General features: G+C 68.7%; 23 protein-coding genes and 1 riboswitch. Of the genes, 7 read left to right on the top strand and 16 right to left on the bottom strand.

Going from position 1 to position 22,466, the window contains the following annotated elements:
• Positions 1–220: 220 nt before the first annotated feature.
• Entirely contained in the window at positions 221–424 is a 204-nt protein-coding gene (locus ASF57_RS20545; RefSeq protein ID WP_056183260.1) for a hypothetical protein, read from the bottom strand.
• Positions 425–557: 133 nt separating this feature from the next.
• On the opposite strand from ASF57_RS20545, the gene queF reads away from it, so the two are divergent.
• Positions 558–1,022: a preQ(1) synthase gene (gene queF / locus ASF57_RS20540; RefSeq protein ID WP_056183122.1), complete on the top strand. Its 465-nt coding sequence runs from the start codon at positions 558–560 to the stop codon at positions 1,020–1,022.
• A gap of 29 nt (positions 1,023–1,051) precedes the next feature.
• On the opposite strand, the gene ASF57_RS25055 is transcribed toward queF, so the two are convergent.
• The 11 genes from ASF57_RS25055 to otsB all read right to left on the bottom strand — a co-directional run bounded on the left by ASF57_RS25055 (position 1,052) and on the right by otsB (position 11,848).
• Complete coding sequence (locus tag ASF57_RS25055) at positions 1,052–2,965, bottom strand: Hint domain-containing protein (protein WP_244477048.1); 1,914 nt, start codon at positions 2,963–2,965, stop codon at positions 1,052–1,054.
• 215 nt (positions 2,966–3,180) lie between these two features.
• On the bottom strand, positions 3,181–3,510 hold the full coding sequence (locus ASF57_RS20530; RefSeq protein ID WP_082504229.1) for a hypothetical protein: 330 nt from the start codon (positions 3,508–3,510) through the stop codon (positions 3,181–3,183).
• A 178-nt stretch (positions 3,511–3,688) separates the two neighbouring features.
• Positions 3,689–4,558, bottom strand: a complete 870-nt coding sequence (gene kdsA, locus ASF57_RS20525) for a 3-deoxy-8-phosphooctulonate synthase (protein WP_056183115.1) — start codon at positions 4,556–4,558, stop codon at positions 3,689–3,691.
• Positions 4,559–4,567: 9 nt separating this feature from the next.
• Positions 4,568–5,095: a hypothetical protein gene (locus tag ASF57_RS20520; RefSeq protein ID WP_056486829.1), complete on the bottom strand. Its 528-nt coding sequence runs from the start codon at positions 5,093–5,095 to the stop codon at positions 4,568–4,570.
• A 52-nt stretch (positions 5,096–5,147) separates the two neighbouring features.
• The gene (locus tag ASF57_RS20515) at positions 5,148–5,621 is read right to left on the bottom strand and encodes a hypothetical protein (RefSeq protein WP_056183110.1); all 474 of its coding nucleotides are present in this window, start codon (positions 5,619–5,621) and stop codon (positions 5,148–5,150) included.
• 130 nt (positions 5,622–5,751) lie between these two features.
• Positions 5,752–7,047 carry an aminotransferase class I/II-fold pyridoxal phosphate-dependent enzyme gene (locus ASF57_RS20510; protein ID WP_056183107.1) on the bottom strand — a complete coding sequence of 432 codons (1,296 nt, stop codon included), beginning with the start codon at positions 7,045–7,047 and terminating at the stop codon, positions 5,752–5,754.
• A 102-nt stretch (positions 7,048–7,149) separates the two neighbouring features.
• Complete coding sequence (locus ASF57_RS27400; RefSeq protein WP_348528146.1) at positions 7,150–7,464, bottom strand: aldo/keto reductase; 315 nt, start codon at positions 7,462–7,464, stop codon at positions 7,150–7,152.
• Positions 7,465–7,623: 159 nt separating this feature from the next.
• The gene (locus tag ASF57_RS20505) at positions 7,624–9,150 is read right to left on the bottom strand and encodes a Do family serine endopeptidase (protein WP_056183253.1); all 1,527 of its coding nucleotides are present in this window, start codon (positions 9,148–9,150) and stop codon (positions 7,624–7,626) included.
• An 86-nt stretch (positions 9,151–9,236) separates the two neighbouring features.
• Positions 9,237–9,950, bottom strand: a complete 714-nt coding sequence (locus ASF57_RS20500; protein ID WP_056487458.1) for a DUF2459 domain-containing protein — start codon at positions 9,948–9,950, stop codon at positions 9,237–9,239.
• A gap of 65 nt (positions 9,951–10,015) precedes the next feature.
• Positions 10,016–11,026: a glucokinase gene (locus ASF57_RS20495; RefSeq protein WP_056487455.1), complete on the bottom strand. Its 1,011-nt coding sequence runs from the start codon at positions 11,024–11,026 to the stop codon at positions 10,016–10,018.
• A gap of 66 nt (positions 11,027–11,092) precedes the next feature.
• Positions 11,093–11,848 (bottom strand): trehalose-phosphatase, encoded by a 756-nt coding sequence (gene otsB, locus ASF57_RS20490; RefSeq protein WP_056486823.1) that lies wholly within the window; start codon positions 11,846–11,848, stop codon positions 11,093–11,095.
• 125 nt (positions 11,849–11,973) lie between these two features.
• Between otsB and ASF57_RS20485 the strand changes: the two genes are divergently transcribed.
• Positions 11,974–12,468 (top strand): DUF427 domain-containing protein, encoded by a 495-nt coding sequence (locus ASF57_RS20485; RefSeq protein ID WP_056486820.1) that lies wholly within the window; start codon positions 11,974–11,976, stop codon positions 12,466–12,468.
• Between the two features lie 72 nt (positions 12,469–12,540).
• A complete protein-coding gene (locus ASF57_RS20480) occupies positions 12,541–13,767 on the top strand; it encodes a serine hydrolase domain-containing protein (protein ID WP_056486818.1) in 1,227 nt (408 codons plus the stop codon).
• A gap of 84 nt (positions 13,768–13,851) precedes the next feature.
• Here ASF57_RS20480 and ASF57_RS20475 read toward each other — a convergent pair whose 3' ends face one another.
• Complete coding sequence (locus ASF57_RS20475) at positions 13,852–14,514, bottom strand: DUF2147 domain-containing protein (protein ID WP_056183086.1); 663 nt, start codon at positions 14,512–14,514, stop codon at positions 13,852–13,854.
• 550 nt (positions 14,515–15,064) lie between these two features.
• On the opposite strand from ASF57_RS20475, the gene ASF57_RS20470 reads away from it, so the two are divergent.
• The 4 genes from ASF57_RS20470 (at position 15,065) to ASF57_RS20455 (ending at position 17,257) form a co-directional block, all read left to right on the top strand.
• A complete protein-coding gene (locus ASF57_RS20470) occupies positions 15,065–15,721 on the top strand; it encodes a phosphatase PAP2 family protein (protein WP_244477046.1) in 657 nt (218 codons plus the stop codon).
• Between the two features lie 25 nt (positions 15,722–15,746).
• Positions 15,747–16,622, top strand: coding sequence for an SDR family oxidoreductase (locus tag ASF57_RS20465; RefSeq protein ID WP_056486815.1), 876 nt, complete (start codon positions 15,747–15,749; stop codon positions 16,620–16,622).
• A gap of 106 nt (positions 16,623–16,728) precedes the next feature.
• On the top strand, positions 16,729–17,004 hold the full coding sequence (locus tag ASF57_RS20460; RefSeq protein WP_244477045.1) for a hypothetical protein: 276 nt from the start codon (positions 16,729–16,731) through the stop codon (positions 17,002–17,004).
• Positions 16,994–17,257 (top strand): hypothetical protein, encoded by a 264-nt coding sequence (locus ASF57_RS20455; RefSeq protein WP_056486811.1) that lies wholly within the window; start codon positions 16,994–16,996, stop codon positions 17,255–17,257. Before ASF57_RS20460 ends, ASF57_RS20455 begins: the two co-directional genes overlap by 11 nt.
• A gap of 171 nt (positions 17,258–17,428) precedes the next feature.
• Here the strand turns inward: ASF57_RS20455 and ASF57_RS20450 are convergent, their stop codons facing one another.
• The 3 genes from ASF57_RS20450 to ASF57_RS20440 form a co-directional block, all read right to left on the bottom strand.
• Positions 17,429–17,776 (bottom strand): hypothetical protein, encoded by a 348-nt coding sequence (locus ASF57_RS20450; RefSeq protein ID WP_056486808.1) that lies wholly within the window; start codon positions 17,774–17,776, stop codon positions 17,429–17,431.
• A gap of 434 nt (positions 17,777–18,210) precedes the next feature.
• A complete protein-coding gene (locus tag ASF57_RS20445; protein ID WP_056486805.1) occupies positions 18,211–19,674 on the bottom strand; it encodes a PepSY domain-containing protein in 1,464 nt (487 codons plus the stop codon).
• A complete protein-coding gene (locus tag ASF57_RS20440; RefSeq protein WP_056487452.1) occupies positions 19,674–21,788 on the bottom strand; it encodes a TonB-dependent siderophore receptor in 2,115 nt (704 codons plus the stop codon). The genes ASF57_RS20445 and ASF57_RS20440 overlap by 1 nt, the downstream gene beginning before the upstream one ends.
• A 453-nt stretch (positions 21,789–22,241) precedes the next feature.
• A riboswitch (cobalamin riboswitch) is annotated at positions 22,242–22,446 on the bottom strand.
• Between the last annotated feature and the right edge of the window lie 20 nt (positions 22,447–22,466).

Below are 22,466 nucleotides of genomic sequence, written 5' to 3'. Positions count from 1 at the left end.
GCTTATCGAGGCCTCGTCACGCGAGGCCGGGTCCGATGCCCAAGGATGTCCGGATGACATGCCCCGGGACCGGACGATTTCGCCGAGGCTTATCCGTCAACGCTTCGCGTCCGGCAAGCGTCCTGTCGCCTCCTGCAAGACTGCCGGCGCGCTGGAACTGGTATTCCAGCCCGTCGGCCGCAGGGGATTGATCGTTGCGCCTGAATCGAAGGGAAGTGGCCTAGCGGTCACCGGCTCCGGACAGAAGCAGCTCGATCTGCGCCATTCCGTTCTCACGCGCCTTGGCTTCGGTCGGGTGATTGCGGTCGGATCGCTGGATCAGCTTGCCCTTCCGGCGGATGGCCCATTGGTATGGACTGCCGGGCGCCTTGGGCGGCTGGATCTCCAGAGTGTAGGGATAGGTGGCCGTGTTTTCGTCGCTCATGGTTCCCATATGGCACGCGGACATCGCGCCTGCCACTCACCGTCGCCACTTGGGCGGCAAATTGGTTGGATTTCAGCATAAGGCGTGACCTGTGCGACAAGCGTGTCGCCCCCGTCACCGGAAGATTTTGCCCATGACGCAGCCACCTTCAGGCGCCGAGAGCTTGCAACTCGGACAGACGACGCCCCTGCCGACCAGTCCCGACGAGGCCCGTCTCGACCGGGTGCCGAACCCGCATCCGGGCACTGACTATCTTGCCCGCTTCACCGTGCCTGAGTTCACTTCGCTCTGCCCCGTCACCGGCCAGCCGGACTTCGCCATCCTGGTAATCGACTACGTGCCGGATCAATGGCTCGTCGAATCGAAGTCGCTCAAGCTCTACCTGACAGCCTTCCGCAATCACGGGGCCTTCCACGAGGATTGCACAGTGGGGATCGGTTTGCGGCTCACGGAGTTGCTGGCGCCCCGCTACCTGCGCATCGGGGGCTTCTGGTACCCACGCGGCGGCATTCCCATCGACGTGTTCTGGCAGACCGGCGAGCCGCTGAAATCCGTCTGGCTCCCGGATCCCGGCGTGCCCCCCTACCGGGCCCGCTGAGATCCGTTCCCATTGAAAGCGGCTTCGGCTCAGGCTGCCGCCAGGAGTCGCGTCTCGATGTCGGGCCAGGCTGCCTGTGCAGCCAGACGCAGGCGCAAGCCGGTGACGATCCGGTCGCGCTCGGCCTCGACGATCGGTCCGTCGAACGCCACCGGGCGGCAGCGGCCGGGCAGTGGACTGGCGCTTTCATCAACGTCCCTCCACCAGCCCTGCACGGTGTCACTGCCGAACCAGGCGCGCGAGCCGCTCTCGAAATACGATTCGGCCGGCAGGCCTTCCGCCAGCAGGATGTCGTGCTGGTCGAGCTCCACGTGCCAGTAGGTGACCCGGTCCACGGGCTCTCGGCAGATCGCGATCCCATCAATGAGGTTCATGATAGGAGTCAGCACACCGCCCGCATTCCCCGCGTCGGCACCGATCAGGACAGGGTGGCCGGGCGACAGGCGCAGGTCCCGAGCCGGGAGGGCTTGACCGGAGCCGTCCCTGCCGAAGGCCCCCGCCAGGATGCGCACGGGCCATTGCGTGGATGGATCGCCATACGTCTCAGGCCGGACGTCCCGCTGGCCAATCCAGCGGATCGAACGGTGACCGCCCGTGGCGGTTACCGCCACGTCGGTCAGGCGCAGATCCTCGATCGGTACCGTGCAGGCAGCACCGTCCCGCACGACGCCGAGGCGTGTTCCGGTGGTGAAGCAGACGGGCGCGGCGAACCGGATCTGTTCGATGCCCGTCAATGTATCGACGGCGCCGGTGGTCTTATCGGTGACGGTGGTGACCGTGCTGGTCCTGTCGATTGCGAAGTTCGTGCGCAAGCCTGTGACAATGAAAGTATCAGAACCACCTCCGCCGTTGACCACGTTGCTGTTGCCATTGCCGATGATCACGTCGTCGCCGGCACCAGTGACGACCTTGTCGATTCGTGTGCCGAAAGAGATGCCGATGTTGTTCGTGACGGCGCTGTTGGCGCTGGCCGTGCTGAAGGTGCCGGGATTCAGATTGATCCGGCTGCTCGTGCTGAAACCAGAGACGTCGAGGGTGTTGTCGATTCCGCGATTGTAGAGGGTCACGAAGGGCGTGCTGTTCTTGGTGAAATCGAAGTAATCTCGGGACGACCCGGCGATGTTCGTATTGAAGCCGTAGGTCTGACCGCCAGCGAAGGTGCTGGTTTTCGATTCGCCGTAGAAGCGCTGGATGGCCATAATATCGATGGGCATGGGTGTCTGGGCCCACCCTCCCTGCCAATCCGCCACGACGGGGCCCTCGGAGGTGAAGGGCGAAGCCGGATCACTGTTTCCGTAGTAGGACATCAAACTCCAGAGATTCTGGTCGTACGGGCCTCGAACACCCTCCACGGTGTCGCCGTTGACCGGTCCGGTATGTCCAAGGCCTAAGAGGTGGCCAGTCTCATGGAATACAGTCCCCATAACGTTGGAGTACTGAAGGTCGAAGTTGCCCCACGCGTTGTCCGGTGCTGCGATCCCAGTGTCGTTTTGCACCTTTGTCCGGGGATTAGGCGAGACCCACGAAGGAATATTCGAGCTACCAATGGGTTGCGATCCGTTGTTTGTCCATCCGGCCGGGGTCTGTTGTGTTCTAAAAATGATATTAGATTTCTCGGTATTGGAGGTGTACTTAAACTGAACGTCGGCGATATCCGACCACATGTTTAACGCAGAGGTGTAGGCCGCCTGTGCCTGCGGCGGTAGATCAGCATCAAAAGAATAGGTGACCACTCCACCCGGCGTTCCAGCTCGGCTGGCTGGCGCGAGGGCCGCGCCATCACTATCGTTGTACCACTTGTTGAACCAGACTTTGTCGGTGCCAGTGTCCAACGTTTTCCAAGTCCACCACGTATCCTTAGCGATCCGGCCATCCTCATCGAGGCCCGACAGGTAAGTAACCTCGTCGCGCTGTTCCGCGTTCAGGTCCGTCAGGTTGGCCATTCCGCATTCCCCGCAGCTGTGGGGATCGGACGCGAGCCCCTGTGCGAAGCTTGTGGGACGAGGCGCGAAAATCGATACGGCCACGCCCGGAGGGGGCGGACTATGCCGGTCCAAGAGTGACGCTTGGAGCCCAAATGGGATCGAGGACGGCCAACCTTCGTGGGCTGTCCTCGATCGCTTTCGCTACAGGTCGTTTGTATCAGACGAGGTGGGACTCAGTAGCCATAACCGTAGGCTGGCGCGCCGTACCCATAGGCAGGACGGGCATAACCATCGCGATAATAGGAGTCGCGAGCAGCGCCAGCAGCGATGGCACCTGCCGCAAGACCGGCAATGCCGAGGCCGACCGCCGCGCCGGTTCCGATTCCGCGACGACGACCGCCATACGCGTATCCGCGACCATAACCACGATGGCCGTAAGCATGGCCATGACCATAGCCACCATGACCGTACCCATGGCCACGCGGGCCAGCCTCGGCGGAGGTCACAGTGGCAAGGCCGCCGAGCGAAAGGGTGAGAGCGGAAATCAAAGCAAGCTTGCGCATGGTATCCTTTAGCGTTCGAGAACGAATTGGAAATTCTAACGTCAGGATGCCCTGATCGTTCCCGTCACCTTCCGCAGACGGACACTGTACGACCTGGTTCATTGATCATGGTGAATCGCTCCAATCGGCCGCACCCGTGATGCCTGCGCCTGGACTTGCTCCATCTGGGTTGCCGGTTTCAGTGGTCTTGATGGACCGTTCGCGCCTTTGCCAGCCGGTCGAACGCCTGGAGTTCGGCCAATAAGGCCGGCATCGCTTTCAGCGGCACCATGTTCGGGCCATCCGAGGGGGCATGGTCCGGGTCGGGATGCGTCTCGATGAAAAGCCCGGCCACGCCGACGGCGACGGCCGCGCGGGCGAGCACGGCGACGAATTCGCGCTGACCGCCCGAGGTCGCGCCCTGCCCGCCGGGCTGCTGCACCGAGTGGGTGGCGTCGAACACTACAGGGGCACCATGCGTGACCTGCGCCATGATCGGCAGGCTGCGCATGTCGGAGACGAGGGTGTTGTATCCGAACGAGGCGCCGCGCTCGGTCACCAGCACGTTGGGATTGCCGGCCCCCGTTACCTTCGCGGCCACGTGGGCCATGTCCCAGGGTGCGAGGAACTGGCCCTTCTTCACATTCACCACGCGTCCGGTGGCGGCGGCCGCGAGCAACAGGTCGGTTTGCCGGCATAGGAAGGCCGGAATCTGGAGGATGTCGATGACCTCGGCGGCGGGGCCACACTGCGCCGCCTCGTGTACGTCCGTGAGCACGGGCAGGCCGAAACGGTCCTTGATCTCGGAAAAGATCGGCAGCGCCCCTTCCAGGCCGAGCCCGCGAGCGGTGCTGCCGGAGGTCCTGTTGGCCTTGTCGAACGAGGCCTTGAACACCAGGCCGATCCCGAGGCGGTCGGTCATCGCCTTCAAGGCGTCGGCGATCTCGATGGCGTGGTCACGGCTCTCGAGTTGACAGGGGCCGGCGATCAGCGCGAAGGGCAGATGGTTGGCGAAGGCGACCGAACCAGCGGTGACCACGGGAGCGGTGGAGGGGGTGATCTCAGGCATGACGTCGGTCTAGCCCGCTGCGGTCCCAACGAAAAGGCCGGCCCGGCGTCGAAGCACGGGCTTCGCATGAGGAACCGGGAGGGGGGCCAGGATGCAACGGGTACGCAAACCGTCGAAGGGGTCTGCATCCGAAGCGGTTTCGCATCGAATGGCGACCCGCCTGGTCGTCCCCTGCTGTGGACGTCCTGTCGCCAGGGCCTCCTGCTGCAGGACCAGCGCCAGCGTCTCTGCCGCTTCGGCGCTCGCGCCGGTCAAGGCCTGCGCGGCGTCACCGATCAGTTCGTAGAACCGGCGGCTTGGTTCGCGTTCACGGGCGATGAGGACCATCCGGCGCGGCGCCCGGCAATCCAGGCTCATGCGTTCCGCATCGGCCGCCCGGAAGACGGCCCGGGAGCCGACGCGTCCGGCCAGCGATGCTCCCGTTGCACGGATCATGCGGACGGTAAGGGTATCACAGGTATCCGCTGCCTGGGCCGGAGCCAGGCAGACCAAAGTGCTCGCGGCAAGAATCAAGGAAAGGCGAACAGAAATCGTCATCGTGTTGATTTAACGCACGCCCGGCTCAAGGCCCACACTCCAAGTCCCACACTTATTGGTGTTGGCCGATCGCCCCGGTGATCTCATCGGAGCAAGTTTCATGGGTGTGAGAGCGCAACACACGGGGCAGATGAACTGCATGCAGCCCCGCCTCGTCCTCAATGGTGCCCGTCAGAGCGCCGGGTTCGACGACGCCCTGGAAACGAATCGCGCCCGCCTCGGTCGAGACCGCGAAGGTAAGCGCCCTGGTGGAATCGTCGAGGCTCATGGCTTCAACCGCAACGGGGCCGATGTGGTCCGCGCCCTCGAAGGTCACGGCATTGCCGTTTGGCGAGCGCCGCAGCATGACCCGGTGTCCGTTGCGTGCGCCATTGTCCCGAACGGTGCAGAGATCGGCATAGACGAAGGTGCCGGTGATCCAGGCGGAGCGTGCCTGCGCCTGCGTTGCGGCGCTGAGGAGCATGACGACCGTCACGACCGCCCGGCACGGCGGACCGTCCCAGCGCCATGTTCTGATCGTCGTCACGTCCTCACCCTCGTCACGTCCTCACCCTCGTCACGTCCTCACCCTCGTCACGTCCTCACCGTCGTCATCCTGGCGCCTCCCGGCCCCACGCCTCGGCATCCGATCTGTGACCCGGATGCCGAGGCAGGTCTCAGGCCGCCGCTCGTTCACGGGTCCTGTGTTCGGCGTCGAGGGATGCAAGAAGGATGCACAGCGCGATGCCCTCGGCTGCCTTCGTGACGTCGTCGAGGCTGGGATAGGTGGGCGCGAGACGCAGGACGCTGTCCTTCGGATCACGGCCGTAGGGCGAGGTCGCTCCGGCCGGCGTGAGGGCGATGCCGGCATCCTTGGCCAACCGCACCACCTCGGTGGCCGTGCCCTCACGGGCTTCCACGGTAATGAAGTAGCCTCCCTCCGGCCGCGTCCAGCGTGCGGCACCCGTGCCGCTGAGGTGCCGGTCAAGCGCCGCCTGCACGGCAGCGAATTTGGGCGCGATCAGGGCGCGGTGGGCGTCCATGTGGGCCTGAAGGCCAGCGCCATCCCGCAAGAAGCGCACGTGGCGCAGTTGGTTGAGCTTATCCGGACCGATGGTCTGCTTCGCGGATCGAGCCAGGAACCAGCGCGTGTTCTCGGGCGAGCCGGCGAAGACCGCAAGACCGGCGCCCGCAAGCGTGATTTTCGAGGTCGAGGCGTAGAGGAAGGGACGGTTCGGGTTGCCGGCCTCGGTGCAGGCGGTGAGAATATCCTGCACCGGATGGCGATCCGACGTCAGGTGATGCACCGCGTAGGCGTTGTCCCAGAACAGGCGAAAGTCGGGAGCGCCGGTCTTCATCGCGGCGAGGCGCCGCACAGTTTCGTCCGAGAAGATCTCTCCGGACGGATTGGCGTATTTCGGGACGCACCACATGCCCTTGACGGCCGGGTCGGCGACGAGACCCTCGACCACGTCCATGTCCGGTCCCTGTCCCGTCATCGGCACGGGGATCATGCGGATGCCGTATTCCTCGCACAGGGCGAAGTGGCGGTCGTAACCCGGGACCGGGCAGAGGAAGACCGGAGCGTCCTCCTTCGACCAGGGCCGCTCGGACCCCGGTACGCCCTTCAGCAGCGCCCACGCGATGGTGTCGTGCATCAGGGCGAGGCTCGAATTGCCTCCGACCACGATCTGGTCCGCCGGCGCGTCGATGAGGTGCGAGAACAGCGCGCGCAACTCGGGCAGGCCCTGCTGGCCACCATAATTGCGGGCATCCTCCCCGGCTGCAGTGGTGTAGTCGCCGTTGCCGGGCAGCGCGAGCATACCGGACGACAGGTCGAGCTGCTCGGGCGCCGGTTTGCCACGCGTCATGTCGAGCTTGAGGCCCCGCGCCTTGAAGGCGTCATAGGCCGCTTGAGCCTGGGCGCGCAGATCCGCGAGTTCGGCCGGGCTGCGGTCGGCGATCGTCGTCATGATGTCTCGAGTCCGAGTGAGGCCGCGCGAGCGGCAAGCGCGGCGCACCATGACGCCTCGCGCCGCCTGCGTCACCCCGTTTGAAATGCAGCCCGCGACGGATCAGGGTTGCGTGGTCTGCCAGGCCGCGCACCCCTGGGCGTCGAGGGCGTTGTACTTGGCCTCAATCCAATCGAGGCCTGCGCCCGCCATGTTGTCGGCCAGATGCTGCCGATCGCCGGTGCCGGCAATCGGAAGCAGCACGGGCGAGCGCCTGAGAAGCCAAGCCAGCACCACCGCGCCATCCTTGACCCCGTGTTCCCGGGCAAGCTCGGTCAGGACCGAGCCATACGGGACTCCGTATGAGGCTGCACGAGGGCTTGAGTCGCAGATTCTGCGAAGGAAACCTGCGAGACAGTCACGTATGCCGCCTGACATAACCTGACAGTGCGTCCCCGGACGCATTCGAAGACCTGAACCCGCCAAAGACCTGACGTCATCGGCGCCCGGACGACGGGCGGCGCCGGCCCATGCAATGAGCCGGCGCCGGGTTCGTTTTTCGCGATGCGAGGCGGGTTGGGATCAGCCCGCTCGGGATCAGCCTGCCTTGTTCAGGGCCACCGCCACAAAGCGGGTGACGCCCTTCTGGCTCTTGACGCGCATCAAGACCGCCTTCCGGCCGCTCGTCTCGGCGGAGCGAATCCGCTCGGCGACCTCGGAGGGCTGCGAGACGCTGGAGCCTGCGACATCGAGGATGATGTCGCCCTGCTCGATACCCTTGGCCGCTGCCGGACCATCCGGATCGACCTCCATCACCGCCACACCTTCGGAGCCGGCACCGACTTCGGAGGCCGGAGCGAGGCTGAGGCCCAGACGCGGCTGCCCGTTTGCCGACGAACCGCGATCGTTGTTCGCCACCCGGGTGTCGTTCGGCAGGACACCGAGTTCCACGGTCGCGGTATCGGACTTGCCGCCGCGTAGGTAGGTCAGCTCGACCTTGGCACCCGGCTTGATGCCGGCGATCTTGCGGGACAGCTCCCTGGCATCGTTGATCGGCGTGCCGTTGACGGTTTCGATGACGTCACCGGATTTCAGACCGGCCTTGGCCGCGGGGGTCCCGGCCTCGGCGTGGTCCACGAGGGCGCCCTTGGCCTTGTCGAGGCCGAGGCCGTCGGCGATGTCCTTCGTCACCGGCTGGACCTGAACTCCGAGATAGCCGCGCGCCACCTTGCCGTCGGCCCGGAGCTGGTCGACCACCGCCTGAACGGTCTCCGCAGGAATCGCGAAGGCGAGACCGACGCTGCCGCCTGAAGGCGACGCGATGGCGGTGTTCACGCCCACCACTTCGCCGCCGACGTTGAAGGTCGGGCCGCCGGAATTGCCCTTGTTGATCGGCGCATCGATCTGCAGGAAGTCGTCGTAAGGGCCGGCACCGATGTCGCGGCCGCGGGCCGAGACGATGCCGGCAGTGACGGTGCCACCCAGGCCGAACGGGTTGCCGATGGCCACCACCCAGTCACCGACCCGGGGGGCCGACTTGCTGAGCGAGACGTATGGGAAGGTCCCGCCCTCGGTGATCTTCAGGAGAGCGAGGTCGGTCTTGGGGTCCTTGCCGATGACCTTCGCGTCGAGGGTGCGGTTGTCGTCGAGCGTCACCTGCACGGACTTGGCCTTGTCGACGACGTGGTTGTTGGTCACCACGTAGCCATCGGCCGAGATGATGAAGCCGGAGCCCATGGCGCCGCGTTGGCCCTGGCGCTTGGGCGCGCCGAAACCCTGGCCCTGGCCCGGACCACCCTGGCCGAAGCGCTTGAAGAACTCCCGGAGCTGAGGCGGAACCTGCTGACCCTGGCCCTGACCGGGGCCGTCGTCATCGTCCGACGTGGCGCTATCGTCGAGTTTCACCTTCACGGCGACGACGCCCGGCTTCACCTTGTCGACGACGCTGGCAAAGGAGCCCGGCGGATGGTCGGGCGTCTCGATCGGGTTCTTGGATAGGGACTGGGCATAGGCCGGCGTCGACGGTTGGGTCAGGCCGAAGCCGGCGGCGCCCGTCGCGACGAGGGATGCAACGGCGACCGAGGCGAGAGCATTGCGGCGCAGGCGGTTGGGCTGAGCGATCATCATGGACTCCGGATCGGGTGGCGCGCAGCGGCACGCCGTGATCCGGTTTGTAAGGCGTGCCGCCTGACCCCCGCGTGGCGCCAGGATTACGGTTTGGACAGGTTCGCGGTCGCGGCAGGAAGGGCCGTGAGGCCGGCGCGCCAGCGCAGGTCGAGGAGCAAGCCCGCCGGATACGTGTCGAGGATTGGCGTGATCGGGAGGCCGGCCGCATTCAGCAGCCGTGCGGCCCAATGATTGCAGACATTCGCGTAGGAGAAGCGTCCCGTCCCCTCGTAGAACAGGCTCGGGCCGTAGAGGCCTGGTCCGCCGGCGATCGGCTGTCCCTCCACGAGGCCGAATCCTGCCTCTAACCGGGTGAGAAGGCGCGCGAGGCCGGCGCGCGAGACCCGCACGGGCACGATATCGGAACCAGGAAAGCTCTCGCGCACCGGACGCTCCAGACCGACCACCTGGATGACGCCTGCGCGACCCCCCGGCGTGAAGAGGGCCTCAAGGGCGAGGCGAGCATCGAATTGCGCCAGGGTCGGCGTCGCCCGGTAGAAACGGGCTTCGCCCCAGCCGAATTCGATCTGCGGATAGGCGCGAAACCGGGTGGCGATGCTGGCAAGCGCCGGCCCCCCGCCGGGCCCGATCAAGGCCGCGCGGGGCAGGATCAGGCCGGAGTGCCAGCCATGCGAGACGAGGCTGATGGTCTCGCCGTCCTCTGCACGAGCGGGATAAAGGTCGGGATCGCCCGGGTGCGCCGTCATCAGCGCCGCCAGGACCAGCACGCCGATGGTGATCGCCACGACGGCCACCATGGCTGCGAAGAGGCGACCGGTCCGGTACAGGGCGGTACGGCGCGTGCACATCGGATTTCGGACGATCAGTCGGGCTGCCAGACCTGACCGTGATAATCGAACAGATCAGGTTGGCTCGCCAGGGCGGCGAGGCCGGTCAGGGCCGGATCGTGCACGGCGATGACGCTGGTGGGGATTACCTGCATTTGTGCGATGAAGGGCGGCTTGCGCTCGAAGGCTTCGCGAAACGCTCCGCGCTGCAGCACGTCGATGATCCGGGGCGCGATCCCGCCGCCGATATAGACGCCACCGGTCGCCAGGAAGGTCAGGGCGAGATCGCCGCAGACCCTGCCGAGAAGCTTCGCGAAAAGGTTCAGGGACGCTGCCGCATCCGGATCGGTGCCCGAGAGTCCGGCTTCGGTCACGGATGCCGGATCGCGCCGAGGGCCGTCTGTGCCGGTGCGCAGACGGTGCAGTCCCCCATGGAGCCGCGTCAGGCCGGGGCCGGAGAGCAGAGTCTCCACGGTCACGCGACCCTCGACGCGCTCCAGGTGCGGCCACAGCGCGTGCTCGGCGGCATTGCTCGGTCCGAAATCCGTGTGTCCCGCTTCGGTGGAGACGATGACGAGCCGCTTGCCGACCGGCAGCAGCGCCGCCGCGCCGAAGCCGGTGCCAGGACCGAGCACCAGCCGGGCACCCTGATCGCCCTCCCGGCCTTCCTCGCGATGAGGACCGATCGGCGTGAGCTCGGAGGGGCTGATCCCCGCCGCGCCTGCCGCGACCGGCACGTAGTCGTTGACGACGACGGAGCGCGAGAGGCCGAAATCCCGACCGATCCGGGCACCCTCGATCACCCAATGGGCGTTGGTGAGCTGCACCGCCGGTCCATCGACCCGGGCCGCCACCGCGAGGATTGCCGAGCGCGGGGCGGGACCGTCACCCTGGGCCAGCGAAGCCCGGATGGCGGCGCTGGGATCGGGATGGCCGGCCGTCGCCTCGTGGGAGAGCAGGATGGGCTTCGCGCCCGCCTCCGGCACCACAGCGAAGCGCGCGTTGGTGCCGCCGATATCACCGACGAGAACGGGGAACTCGAACATGCGCGCCTCTTCCATCGGGTGCCCGGGACCGGGCTGGGCGGGAAATTGGGGGCCGGAAATGCGGTTCTAGGCTGGCGGCAAGGCGTCGGGATCGATGGGGGCGCCATCGGCCCATCCATAGATCAGGCGCCGGACATCTTCAGGATCGATCAGGCGACGCGATGCGATGGTCTCGGCGCCCCCGATGCGGATGCTAATGCCACCGAGCTCATTGACCACCGCGAAGGCCTTCTCGTCGGTGAGATCGTCTCCAAGGAAGATCGCCCGGCGGCCCGCATAGGGCGGGTTTCCGGCGAGCGCCCGGATGGCGTGCCCCTTGGTGGCGGAGGCGGGCACGATCTCGCCGACCGCCTTGCCAAGCTGGAGGCGGTAGGCGCTCCCGAGATGGGCCGCAGCGGCCTTGACCGCGTCTTCGGCCGCGGCGGCATCGGTTGGCGTGGCGAGGCGCCAATGGACTGCTACGGAAGCGCCCTTGTCCTCGATCAGCACATGCTCCAGCGCCGCCACGGCCGCATGCAGGGCCGGAACCTGGGCGCGCAACTCGGGATGGTCCTCTGCTCGCCCGCCCGAGACCACGCCGTCGACCCGGCTCTCGACGCCGTGCAGGCCGGCGACGTCGAACCGCGCCGGTGCGAGGAAGCCGTCGATCACCGCAATCGGCCGCCCGGTGACGATGGCGAGCGCGCCGCCGAGCCGGGTGCGCAGGCGCTCCAAGGCCGGGGCGAGGGCCGGATCGACCCGCACCTGATCGGGCTTGGGGGCGATCTCCACCAGAGTGCCGTCGAAGTCGAGGTACAGGGCGAACGCGGTCGGCTCGGTCACGCGGGATGTCCCTTCGTCTGATCCGGGCCTGCGCTACCATGCCCTGCGCCGGGGGAAAACGGGCGGCCGCACCGCCCTGCCCTATCTGTCAGGGCTTCCGATCCACCGAGGCAAGGTTCCGACCCATGTGGCCCACCCCGATCCCGCCCGGCCCGAACGAGGAGAGCGTGTGGGACTATCCGCGGCCACCACGGCTGGAGGCCGTCGACGCGCGCCTGCGGGTTGCCTTGGCCGGTCAGACCATCGCCGAGTCCCGAGCCGGGTATCGGGTGCTGGAGACGAGTCATCCGCCAACCTATTACTTTCCGCCTGGTGATGTGGTGGCCGGCGTGCTCGGACCCGCCCGCCGCGCGGGGATCTGCGAGTGGAAGGGCCGCGCGGTTTTGTACGACGTGGCGGCGGGCGTGGCCCGTGCCGAGGGCGCTGCCTGGGCCTACCCCGCTCCGACGCCTGGGTTTTCCGCGATCGCCGGCTACATCGCCTTCTATGCCGGGCCGATGGATGGATGCTTCGTCGGCGATGCGCGGGTGACAGCGCAGCCGGGCGGTTTCTACGGCGGCTGGATCAGCCCGGGCATCATCGGCCCCTTCAAGGGCGGTCCCGGAAGCATGGGCTGGTGATGGGCCGAGGCCTTGCGCAGGACCGCTCCCGCGCTATGCCGGGATAGGGTGATCACGGAACGGAGCGTGCGGATGCAGGGTGAGATCGGATGCGAGCCACGGGCTCTGGGCTTCTGTCCGGATCGCCTGGAGCGCATCGACGGCTGGATGCAGCGCCTGGTCGGCGATAGCAAGGTCGCGGGTCTGTCCGTGATGCTGGCGCGTGGCGGACAGACCGCGTTCTTTCGCGCCCATGGCCGCGCCGACATCGCCCGCAACGCAGCCTTCAAGCCTGACACCATCGCGCGCATCTACTCGATGACCAAGCCGCTGACGTCGGTGGCGGTGATGATGCTCTACGAGGAGGGGCGCTTCCAACTCGACGATCCCGTCACCCGCTTCCTGCCCGAATTCACGGACATGCGGGTTCTCACCGGCGGCAACCGAGCGAAGTTCGACAGCGAGCCGGCCCAACGCCCGATCACCATCCGCGACCTGCTCACCCACACCTCCGGCCTGACCTACGGTTTCATGGAGGCGACCCTCGTCGATGCGCTATACCGTCAGAACGGTGTCGATTTCGGAGAGGCCCAGGAGGCGAGCCTGGCCGACGTGGTCGGACGGCTCGCGCGGCAGCCGCTGCTCGCCCAGCCCGGCGCCGAATGGAACTACTCGGTGGCCACCGACGTCCTCGGGCATCTCGTGGCGGTGGTCTCGGGCCAGGATTTCGCGGACTTCCTGCGCGAACGTGTGATCCGGCCGCTGGGCATGGTCGATACCGACTTCTTCGTGCCCGCCGACAAGCTGCCGCGCCTCGCGGCCAATTACAGCCTGTTCCGGGATCGCACCCTGAAGCTCTACGACGACGCGGTGAGGAGCCGCTTCTCGACACCCCCGGCCTGCCCCTCCGGGGGCGGCGGCCTCGTTTCGACGGCGTCCGACTACATGCGCTTCTGCCGCTTCCTTCTCGGGCGTGGCGAACTCGATGGCGCCCGCCTCCTCGGGCGCAAGACCGTCGACCTCATGCTCATGAACCATCTCGACGGGGACCTGGCCGCCATGGGCCAGCCGCGCTTCTCCGAGACGGCCTACACGGGCATCGGCTTCGGCCTCGGCTTCTCGGTCATGCTCGATCCGGCTCGCGCTCAGATCGTCGGTACACCGGGCGAGGTGGCCTGGGGCGGGCTCGCCAGCACCGCCTTCTGGGTCGATCCAGCCGAGGATCTCGCCGTGGTATTGCTGACCCAGCTCATTCCCTCGTCGGCGCTGCCGCTCCGGCGCGAATTGCGGGTGCTGACCTACGCGGCCCTGGTGGATTGAGTCCTCGGGGGCGAACGCGAAACGCCGCCCCGGGTCGGGAGCGGCGTTTTCTGGGTTCAGTCGGTCGTCGACAGGATGGGCCGTCTATTCCGCGGCCGGGGCGGCCGCCGGCGCCGCACCCGCCTTCGGGGCAGCCTTCGGCGCCGGCTTGGCGGTTCCGGCGCCGCCGGCAGGAGCGCCGGACGCGGCGGCCGGGGCCTTGGGAGCCCACTCGGCATCGGAGCGCGGCCCGCCGGGGCCGTTGGTCGGGCCGGTAAGCTGTCCCGGCAGCACATCGTTGACCCGGTTCCAGGTCTGGGACCCGCAGAGGAAGCCGAGGAGGCAGCCGCGCACCGACAGTTCGGTCGGCTGGTCCGACCACATCGTCACGTCGTAGAACTTGCCCTCGTCGGCATTGTAGATCTTGCCGCCGTAATGGCCGTCGGGCTGCGGCTTCAGCCCCATGATGAGCTGCAGGCCGAGGGAGGGCCGGGCCTGCTTCTTCGGGTCGGGATTCTTGAAGTCGATGCGGGGTTGGCCCTGATCGTTCAGGGGCACCTTCAGCCAGACCACATAGCCGCACAGGTTGGTGTTCTGCGGGCCGCACTTCTCGGTGCGAATCCGGGCGCGTCCATCCTCTGTGAGCCAGGTTCCACTGGCATCGTTCGGGGCGGCGGCCAGAGCAAGGCCCGGCAGAAGAGCGGCCGCGAGGCCGGCCAGGGGCACCAGCCGGCGTGCGGCGCCCGCGATGGTCGAACGATTCATCATGCTTCCAACAACCCTCATGCGCTCGCCCCGCGGCGACCCGCCCCTATCCGAAGGACGGTCAGCGCCCGTCACCTGATGCCTCGCCATCCGCTGCGAAGGTGACGGGATCATGGCCGGGTTGGGTGAGTCCCGAAGATTTGGCGCACTCACAGGCTCGACGAACAAGCTTCGGGCAGATCTCCCATGTCGTATGCGGACGGACGATCGGCCGGGCCGGCCTGTCCTGACTTCGCGAAGACCTGTTGCGAAGCCTTATCCCGAAGATGTGGGGTCGATCGCGGAAACGCCGGGCGGTACCCAATTCGGCGAGGGTCTTCGCGGCGGTGAGGTGATCGCATCGGTTCTCGCCGACTGCGACCGGCCACGGCCCCGGGCCGTCCGGCACGTGGTCGTCGAAGACGCGGCAGGTCTCGCAGGCCGCTCTCGGGAGGACGATCCGACCTGCGACGCGGTCGTTTCGGGCCGGGGTGCACCGGCCGAACGCGGCATCGAACGATCCGGGGCGCTCCGCGTTTATGGCCGTGCTTCACCCCGAATGGCGGACCCGTTGATGCGTGATGAATCGGCGGGGCTGCGGCAGCGCCTGGAGGCGGCGGACATCCGCCTCGGTGTGTCGCTCGCCCGTGCGAAGGACACCCGCGGGGTGCGAGGCCTGGCAGCGGCCAGCGAGGCGGGGGGCTGGAAATGGCTGCTCGCTCTCTCGGCCGGGACCCTCGCCGTGGGGGTGCTGCGGCGGGACCGGCGTCTGGCGGAGGCCGGGCGGCACATGCTCGTCTCCGGGGTCATGGCGGCGATGACGAAGACGACCGTGAAGCGGATCGTCCACCGCACCCGGCCCAACGTGCTGATGGACGAAGGCCTCTACGAGACCGGCTGGTTCGGGCCGAATGTCGGGCCGTGGCAGTCGTTTCCGTCGGGGCATTCGGCTCTGAGCGTGGCGGTGGCGAGTGCCGCCGGGCGGGCCTATCCGGAGATCCGCGGGGTGGCCACGGCGGCGGCCCTGGGCGTCGTCGGGGTCCAGGTTCTGCGCGGCGCGCACTTCCCGTCCGACGTGGCGGCGGGGGCGCTGATCGGTCTCTCGGCCGAGGCCGCCGAGCACCGGATCGCCCTCGGGCGGGATGTCATCGCCGGCGTGGTATTCCGAAAGGTCGCGTCACGGTCACGCGGCATCGGGCAGCAGGAACGGGGCGACGCAGCCTCCGGTTGACGCGGTATTCCAACGGAGACTCCGCGTGACCACCAATCCCTTGACGCAGTACCCCCGGCCCCCGTTCGAGGGCCAGCCGCAGAGCTTTCCCGGCAAGACCGGGAAGATGTCCCCCGAGCCGGATCACGGCGAGGCGAGCTACCGGGGCTCGGGCAAGCTGACGGGCCAGGCCGCCCTGATCACCGGCGGCGACAGCGGCATCGGCCGGGCCGTGGCCATCGCCTTCGCCCGCGAAGGGGCCGACGTGGCGATCGCCTACCTGCCGGAGGAGCAGGCGGATGCCGAGGCGGTGGCCGGCTGGATCGAGCGGGCCGGGCGCCGCGCCCTCCTGCTGCCGGGCGACCTCAAGGACCCGGCCCACGGCCGCGACCTGGTGGAGCGGACCGTCGCCGCCTTCGGCCGCCTCGACGTGCTGGTGAACAACGGCGCTTTCCAGCAGCCGAACCAGGGGCTCGATGCCATCGAGGACACGGTCTTCGAGGACCATTTCCGCACCAACGTGTTCGGACCGTTCTACCTGACCAAGGCCGCCCTGCCCCACCTGAAGCCCGGCGCCTCGGTGATCTTCACCTCCTCGGTGAACTCCAAGCACCCGATGCCCTCGCTGATGGCCTACAGCGCCACCAAGGGCGCCCTGAGCAACATGGTGCTGAGCCTGTCGCAGCTCCTGGCCGAGAAGGGCATCCGGGTAAACGGCGTGCTGCCGGGACCGATCTGGACGCCGTTCATTCCCTCGGGGATGAGCGAGGATTCGGTCAAGTCCTTCGGCAGCCAGGTCCCGTTCGGGCGTCCGGGCCAGCCGGCCGAACTCGCCTCCGCCTACGTGATGCTGGCCTCGCCGGAGAGCAGCTACACCTCCGGTGCCCTCGTCACCGTCGCCGGAGCCATGCCGGTCCTCTGACCCCATCCCAGAAACCGAAGCGCCTATCCCAGAAACCGAAGCGCCGGGACCGAACGGTTCCGGCGCTTCGTGCGTTCCTGTCGCCTCGAACAGGGGGGACGGCACGATGCGGACCTGGAGGGCCATGGACCGGGCGCCGCAGGACGGGCGCTGGATCATCGCGATCCACCGGGACGACCCGGACCGGCGGGCGGTGATCCGCTGGGACCCGGAGAACGCGGTCGATCCCCGGCCCTGGCACGTCGCTTCCTGCCAGCACAGCTACCCGGCCGACGCCTTCACGGACTGGATGGAGTTTCCCGACCGTCCGCCCGGACCGGCGCGTCCGCCCGAATCCGAGATCCACCGGTACGGCAGCGGAGGCGATCACCATGACGCGTGACCCCACCCCGGCACAGAACACCCCTCCGGCCGAGGAGACGGGCGGGCCCCTCACCCTCCAGCTCACCCTCCAGGTCGAGCCCTGCCCCGAGGATGCCGGCCGCTATCGCTGGACCCTGCGGGCGGGCTTGCACCCCGTGCGGACGGCGCCCTACGCGCTGCCCGATGCCGAGGCCGCCTGGGTCCAGGGCCGGGCGGCTTTCGCCGAAGCCGCCGCCCTGCAGCGCGACACGACGCCGGCCGCGCCGCACTGAGGGGTCGACCGTCCGGCGCGCCGGGCGCCCGGGTTGGCACGGTGCCGCCAGAGCTGATCGCGATTTCAAACCTTGGGATGCAGAGCAACCGCGAGTGGGCGTGACCCGCCCCGGAACGCCGTTTCCTTCCAGGACAGAGAACCCGCGTGGATTGGGAACGGCCGCAGGCGGTCAGGGGCGGGACTCGTCCGGGCGCCAGCCCGGCAGGCCGGCCCAGGCCGTGTCGATGATGCGGTCCCGGCGCGCGGCGCGGTCGCCGGCGGCATCGGCCACCCGCCGCAGGGCGGCCTCCATCGCCTCGCGCCCGCCGGCGGCGGACGCCTCCTCGCCCTTGCGCCGGATCGCGGCCTGGAAAGCCTTGACGGCGGGGCCGGCGGTCGGCCCGCTCTCGACGGCCGCCACCAGGCTCAGCAGGGCCTCGGCGATCGGCACGATCGCTTCCTGCCAGGGCGGTGCGGAGGGCGCGGCCGGTCCCGGGGGAGCCGCATGGGACAGCACGGTCGTCCGTGGGCGGATCATGGCGTCGGGCTCCTGCGTGCGAACGGGGGGATGCGGGCGTGCCGGACGGGCCGGCGGCGTCACGCCGCGATCGGCGTCACCGAACCCATCACGGCCCGCCGGCCTTCGCCGGAAACCGCGCAACCCCGAACCGATTGTGCCACGAACACCCGCCTCGCTTCCACTGTCGCCGTGTCGCCCTGCGGCACCGAGATTCTGCTGCACTGGGATTCTGCGCAGCTGTCGTCCAGAACCGGAGCGCCCGCGCCCCGCCCCGGCGCAGGGAGACACCGCCGCCACCGGGTCGAGAAGCGGTCGTCTCCGGATACCGAGCGGCCGGGCGCCGCGTGGTCCGCCGTCCGCTGGCGCCACGGACTCCCTTCGGGCGGCGGGGTGCCGGGCTTGTCGCTGCCGACGGAGCGCGGCGGCCGGGTGATGCCGTGTTCCGCCCGGCCCTACCCCACCCGCGCGGTGCGGCGCAGGCGGCGCCAGCCCAGGATCACGCCCGAGACGGCGATGCCGGCGCCGAGGCCGTTGAGGAGCCACATCACGAGGTCCCAGGCCGGGCGCGCCTGGAACAGGATCGCGAAATCGAGGCGGTGCGGCGCCTCGAACAGCCAGCGCTGGAGGCGGCCGCTGGCGTCGAGGCGGTCGAGGAGCGCGCCGGTCTCCGGGTCGAGGTGGAGCCAGGTCGCGGCGGCATCGTCGAAGCGCACCCGCAGCACCGGCAGGGGCCGGGTGTCGTGGTGGGGATACCAGTAGGCGTCGTAGGCGGTCAGCGTCTCGATCGCGGCGATGCGGGCCTCCGGCAGGACGCGGGCGGCGGCCGCCCGCAGGGCCTCGGGGCTCGGCGGCGGAACCACGCGCCGCCCACCCCGCGCGTCGGCGGCGATCAGCACGGGCCGGCCATCGACCTGGGTGAACCGGACCTCGACGGTGCCGAGTCGGGCCCTATCGTCGAGGTCAAGGTCGTCGAGAGCAAGGCCGTCGAGGGCGGCGCGGCCGACCGGATGGACAGGCCCGGCATAGGCCTCGCGCATCGGTTCCGGCGGGGAGCGGGGCGAGAACCAGTGGTTGGGGTTCATCGAGAGCCAGCCGCTCGCCACGAAGGTGAGAAGGCTCAAGCCCCCGAGGGTGCCGAGGAGGTGGTGCCAGCGCGCGAGGCCGCGATAGGGCGTCACCCCCGAGGCGTAGAGCCGGCGCAGCCGGAGGCGCCAGATCCCCAGGACGAGGCCGCTGAGCACCCCCGCGATCGCGATCCCCGACACCCACAGCACTGTGCCGCGCCACAGCTCGGCCCGGGCCCGCAGGGGCGTCGGGTAGAACCAGTGCGGGATCGCCCCGAGCCAGTTCCACAGGCGCTCCCGGCGGGTGGTGTCGAGCACCACCGCGCCGGTGCGGGCCGAGACGTAGAGCTCGGTGCCGGACGCGTCGCCCGGCGCCACCACGTGGAAGGGGCGCAGAGGGTCGTAGCGGTCCCGCACCGTCCATTGGTCGCGCCGCACCGCCCGCACGGTGGCGCCCGGCCCGAACGACGCCACGGCCGCCGCCGCGTCGATGGGGCCGAGGGTCTGCCCGGTCTCGGCCGAGACCGCGTGGCGCGCGCCGTCGCGGGTGGTGACCTGATAGACCGGTGCCCTGCCCCGCATCGACAGGCTGAGGCCGCCGGGGGGCGGGTCGAGCCCGGCCCGGGCCAGGGCCGCGTCGGGGCCGAGATGCACCCGGTCCCAGGCGATGGGCGCGAGATGGGACAGGCGCTCGGCCTCGGTAAGGGCCGGGAACGCCACGTAGAGCATCACCAGCCCCGACAGCACCCAGGCGGCGAGGAACAGCCCGGTGACGATGCCGAGCCAGCGATGGCCGAGGATCAGCCAGCGCTTGACGGGCTTCAGGAGCACCCGCGTCGAAGAGGCCCGCATCAGAACCGCACGCTGTAGGCCACCTCGAAGGAGCGCGGGCGGCCGAGCAGCCAGTTGGTGCCGATCCCGTTCACCGCGTTGCCGCTGATCGCGTAGATCTCGTCGAAGAGGTTGTAGGCTCGCAGGGACAGCCGCGAGGACGGCGTGACCTGATGGTCGAGACCGGCATTGACCAGGGTGTAGGCCGGGCGCTGCGCCTGGTTGCCGAAGTCGCTGAAGGTCTCGCCCACGTGCTGCAGGCCGATCCGGGCCTCCCAGGCGGGGGCGAAGGCCCAATTGACCCAGAGGTTGCCGACGCGCTCCGGCACGTCGATGGGCTGGCGTCCGGCATAGGAGACCACTGCGCCCCCGACCCTTTGGTTGAAGGCGTCGTACTGGGCGTGGAGAAGGGCCACGTTGGCGTCGATGCGCCAGGCCTCGAACAGGTGCAGGCTCAGGGCCGCCTCGACGCCGAGGGAGGATTGCTGCCCGACCTGGGTCGCGAGCGCCGCCTCGCCCGGCACCCGCGTGATCGGATTGTCCTTGACGATGCGGTAGCCGGCCAGGGTCCACTCGGCCCGGCCGTTCCAGGCCACGCCCTTGGCGCCGACCTCCACCTGCTCGCCGGTGGAGAGCTTCAAACCGGACAGACTCTGCGACAGCGAGATCAGGCTGCCGACCGGATCGGTGGCGGTGGCGTATTGGGCGTAGAGCGCCAGCAGGGGGGTCGGGTTGTAGACGGCGCCGAAGCGGTAGCTGAGCGCCTGGAAATCCTGCTCGAAGGCGGCGCCCGTGACGAGGTTGGTCCGGTGCAGCACCGGCGCGTCGTAGCGCATGCCGGCCAGCAGCGAGACCTGGTCGGACAGGATCAGGCGGTTCTCGGCGAAGACCGAGGCCTGGCGCGTGTTGGTGGCGTAGGCCGGAGTGGCGCGGCCATTGGCCGGGAACAGACCCGGGTCATAGGCGAAGGGATCGACGCTGGTGGTGAGGCCGCCGCCCTCGGAGCTGAAGTTGTTGGTGTGCCGGAACGCGATGGCGTTGACGTCGAACCCGGCCAGGAATTCGTTGCGGAATCCGAACACCGTGCCCCGGACCGTCGCGTCGAGGCGATTCCCGATCTGCTCCTGGCTGTGGTAGATTTCGAGATAGTCCGAGCGGTCGATCCGCCCGGTGTCGCGGTTGAAGGCGTATTGCTCGACGTCCCGCCACTGGCGCCGGCTCTGGAGCCGGTAGGCGGTGTTGCGGATCGTGATGTCGGCGCTCGGCGTCCACTCCGCTCGCAGCTGCGTCCAGTTGTCGGTCCAGAGGATCTGGGCGTCGCGGACGTTGTAGTTGTTGAACCGGATGGCGTCGCGGATGCGCCCGTCGATGAGCGGCGTGCCCCAGTAGCGGGCCGGCTCCTGGTAGCCGAAATCATGGCTCAGGGTGATGGCGAGGTCAGGATTCGCCTGCAGGGTCAGGGCGCCCGAGACCGCGAGATTGCGGAAGTCGCCGTCCGGCGCGATCCAGCCCGCGGCGCGGTTGCCGCTGATGTTGAGGCGGTAGGCGAGCGCCTCCCCGATGGGACCGCCGGAATCGAGGGCCAAGCGCGCCAGACCATCCGAGCCGACGGCCGCGCGCGCCACGTTGAGGGGCGTGAAGACCGGCTTCTTGGTCACGACGTTGATCACGCCGCCGATGGCGCCGTCGCCGTAGAGCACGGAGGCCGGCCCACGCAGCACCTCGATGCGCTCGACGTTCCAGGTGTCGAACGGGAAGGTGACGGTGCCCGCCCCGACGAACAGGCGGGTGCCGTCGTAGAGCTGCTGGATCGAGTTCGGGCCGGCGAAGCCCCGGGCCGTGAAGGCGCCGTTGCCGTTGCCGGGGGCCGCCACCGTGGTGATGCCGGTGGCGTTCTGGGTGACGGCCTCCGCCACCGTGTTCTGGCCGCGCAGGCGCGTGGTCTCCCCCGCGATCACGTCGACGCTGGCGGGGGTTTCCAGGGGCGTCAGGCCGAGGCGGCTGGCGCTGCGGCTCGAGCTGCGCAGGTTCAGCCCCTCGGCGGGCGGCGGGCCGCCGCGCCCGGAGCCCGCGACCTCCAGGGTCTCCAGGGTGACGGCCGAGTGGGATTCGCCGGGCGCGGCGTCGGCCGGCATCGGCAGCAGGCCGCCGAGCAGGGCCGCGAGCGGCCAGGATGTGAGGGGCCGGGATATCGGAGGCCGGGATATCGGGGGCAAGACGTGGCCCTGCCGTGCGCGTCGGGCGCGTGGGGATCGGGACGGGATTTGGGCGAGGGCCATGGGACAACCGGGAAAGGGGCGCGGGCATCGGCCAGGGCCGACGAGCCACCTCTGCTAAAGCGAATGTTATAATGTTACAATCGCTGAGTGGTGCCGGACGCGACGTTGTCCGCAAGCCAGCCGTCTTCGGACCGCGCGGGGCGATCGGACGAGGCGGACGGGAGCGGGACGCGCGGGCGCAGACGGGCATCGACGGGACGGCTGACGCGACGGGTCGCGCGGAGTGGCACGTCACCGCGACGAGGTCGGTCCGTTCGCCGCATGCGAACGCCCCGACACCCACCAGGACACCCCGCCCGATGCGTTTCGCGTGTGACCACGACTGACGGCAGGTCTCCTGGCTCGCGGGTCACCGCCCTCTCATCGTCTTCCCAGAGGCTTGCAACCCCCAGTGACGTGTTGATGATGGGCTCGCCGCTTACAGTTGCGGGGGCAGCCGCGGCGTTGGGGCAGAGCCCCGCACCGCGTTCCCTTTTGATCCTCGATCCGAGGAACCGTCGCGCCGAAGCTAGGCGGTTTCCGGCGCCGGCGTCA

Source organism: Methylobacterium sp. Leaf117 (assembly GCF_001422985.1).
Taxonomy (GTDB): Bacteria; Pseudomonadota; Alphaproteobacteria; order Rhizobiales; family Beijerinckiaceae; genus Methylobacterium.
This window is presented reverse-complemented; position numbering and strand designations above follow the sequence as displayed.

What these genes read in the sequence shown, in the direction of transcription:
- ASF57_RS20545 (WP_056183260.1), bottom strand. Translation starts at nt 424, where the DNA reads ATGAGCGACGAAAACACGGCCACCTATCCCTACACTCTGGAGATCCAG.
- queF (WP_056183122.1), top strand. Translation starts at nt 558, where the DNA reads ATGACGCAGCCACCTTCAGGCGCCGAGAGCTTGCAACTCGGACAGACG.
- ASF57_RS25055 (WP_244477048.1), bottom strand. Translation starts at nt 2,965, where the DNA reads ATGGCCAACCTGACGGACCTGAACGCGGAACAGCGCGACGAGGTTACT.
- ASF57_RS20530 (WP_082504229.1), bottom strand. Translation starts at nt 3,510, where the DNA reads ATGCGCAAGCTTGCTTTGATTTCCGCTCTCACCCTTTCGCTCGGCGGC.
- kdsA (WP_056183115.1), bottom strand. Translation starts at nt 4,558, where the DNA reads ATGCCTGAGATCACCCCCTCCACCGCTCCCGTGGTCACCGCTGGTTCG.
- ASF57_RS20520 (WP_056486829.1), bottom strand. Translation starts at nt 5,095, where the DNA reads ATGACGATTTCTGTTCGCCTTTCCTTGATTCTTGCCGCGAGCACTTTG.
- ASF57_RS20510 (WP_056183107.1), bottom strand. Translation starts at nt 7,047, where the DNA reads ATGACGACGATCGCCGACCGCAGCCCGGCCGAACTCGCGGATCTGCGC.
- ASF57_RS27400 (WP_348528146.1), bottom strand. Translation starts at nt 7,464, where the DNA reads ATGTCAGGCGGCATACGTGACTGTCTCGCAGGTTTCCTTCGCAGAATC.
- ASF57_RS20505 (WP_056183253.1), bottom strand. Translation starts at nt 9,150, where the DNA reads ATGATCGCTCAGCCCAACCGCCTGCGCCGCAATGCTCTCGCCTCGGTC.
- ASF57_RS20500 (WP_056487458.1), bottom strand. Translation starts at nt 9,950, where the DNA reads ATGGTGGCCGTCGTGGCGATCACCATCGGCGTGCTGGTCCTGGCGGCG.
- ASF57_RS20495 (WP_056487455.1), bottom strand. Translation starts at nt 11,026, where the DNA reads ATGTTCGAGTTCCCCGTTCTCGTCGGTGATATCGGCGGCACCAACGCG.
- ASF57_RS20485 (WP_056486820.1), top strand. Translation starts at nt 11,974, where the DNA reads ATGTGGCCCACCCCGATCCCGCCCGGCCCGAACGAGGAGAGCGTGTGG.
- ASF57_RS20480 (WP_056486818.1), top strand. Translation starts at nt 12,541, where the DNA reads ATGCAGGGTGAGATCGGATGCGAGCCACGGGCTCTGGGCTTCTGTCCG.
- ASF57_RS20475 (WP_056183086.1), bottom strand. Translation starts at nt 14,514, where the DNA reads ATGATGAATCGTTCGACCATCGCGGGCGCCGCACGCCGGCTGGTGCCC.
- ASF57_RS20470 (WP_244477046.1), top strand. Translation starts at nt 15,065, where the DNA reads ATGCGTGATGAATCGGCGGGGCTGCGGCAGCGCCTGGAGGCGGCGGAC.
- ASF57_RS20460 (WP_244477045.1), top strand. Translation starts at nt 16,729, where the DNA reads ATGCGGACCTGGAGGGCCATGGACCGGGCGCCGCAGGACGGGCGCTGG.
- ASF57_RS20455 (WP_056486811.1), top strand. Translation starts at nt 16,994, where the DNA reads ATGACGCGTGACCCCACCCCGGCACAGAACACCCCTCCGGCCGAGGAG.
- ASF57_RS20450 (WP_056486808.1), bottom strand. Translation starts at nt 17,776, where the DNA reads ATGATCCGCCCACGGACGACCGTGCTGTCCCATGCGGCTCCCCCGGGA.
- ASF57_RS20445 (WP_056486805.1), bottom strand. Translation starts at nt 19,674, where the DNA reads ATGCGGGCCTCTTCGACGCGGGTGCTCCTGAAGCCCGTCAAGCGCTGG.
- ASF57_RS20440 (WP_056487452.1), bottom strand. Translation starts at nt 21,788, where the DNA reads ATGCCGGCCGACGCCGCGCCCGGCGAATCCCACTCGGCCGTCACCCTG.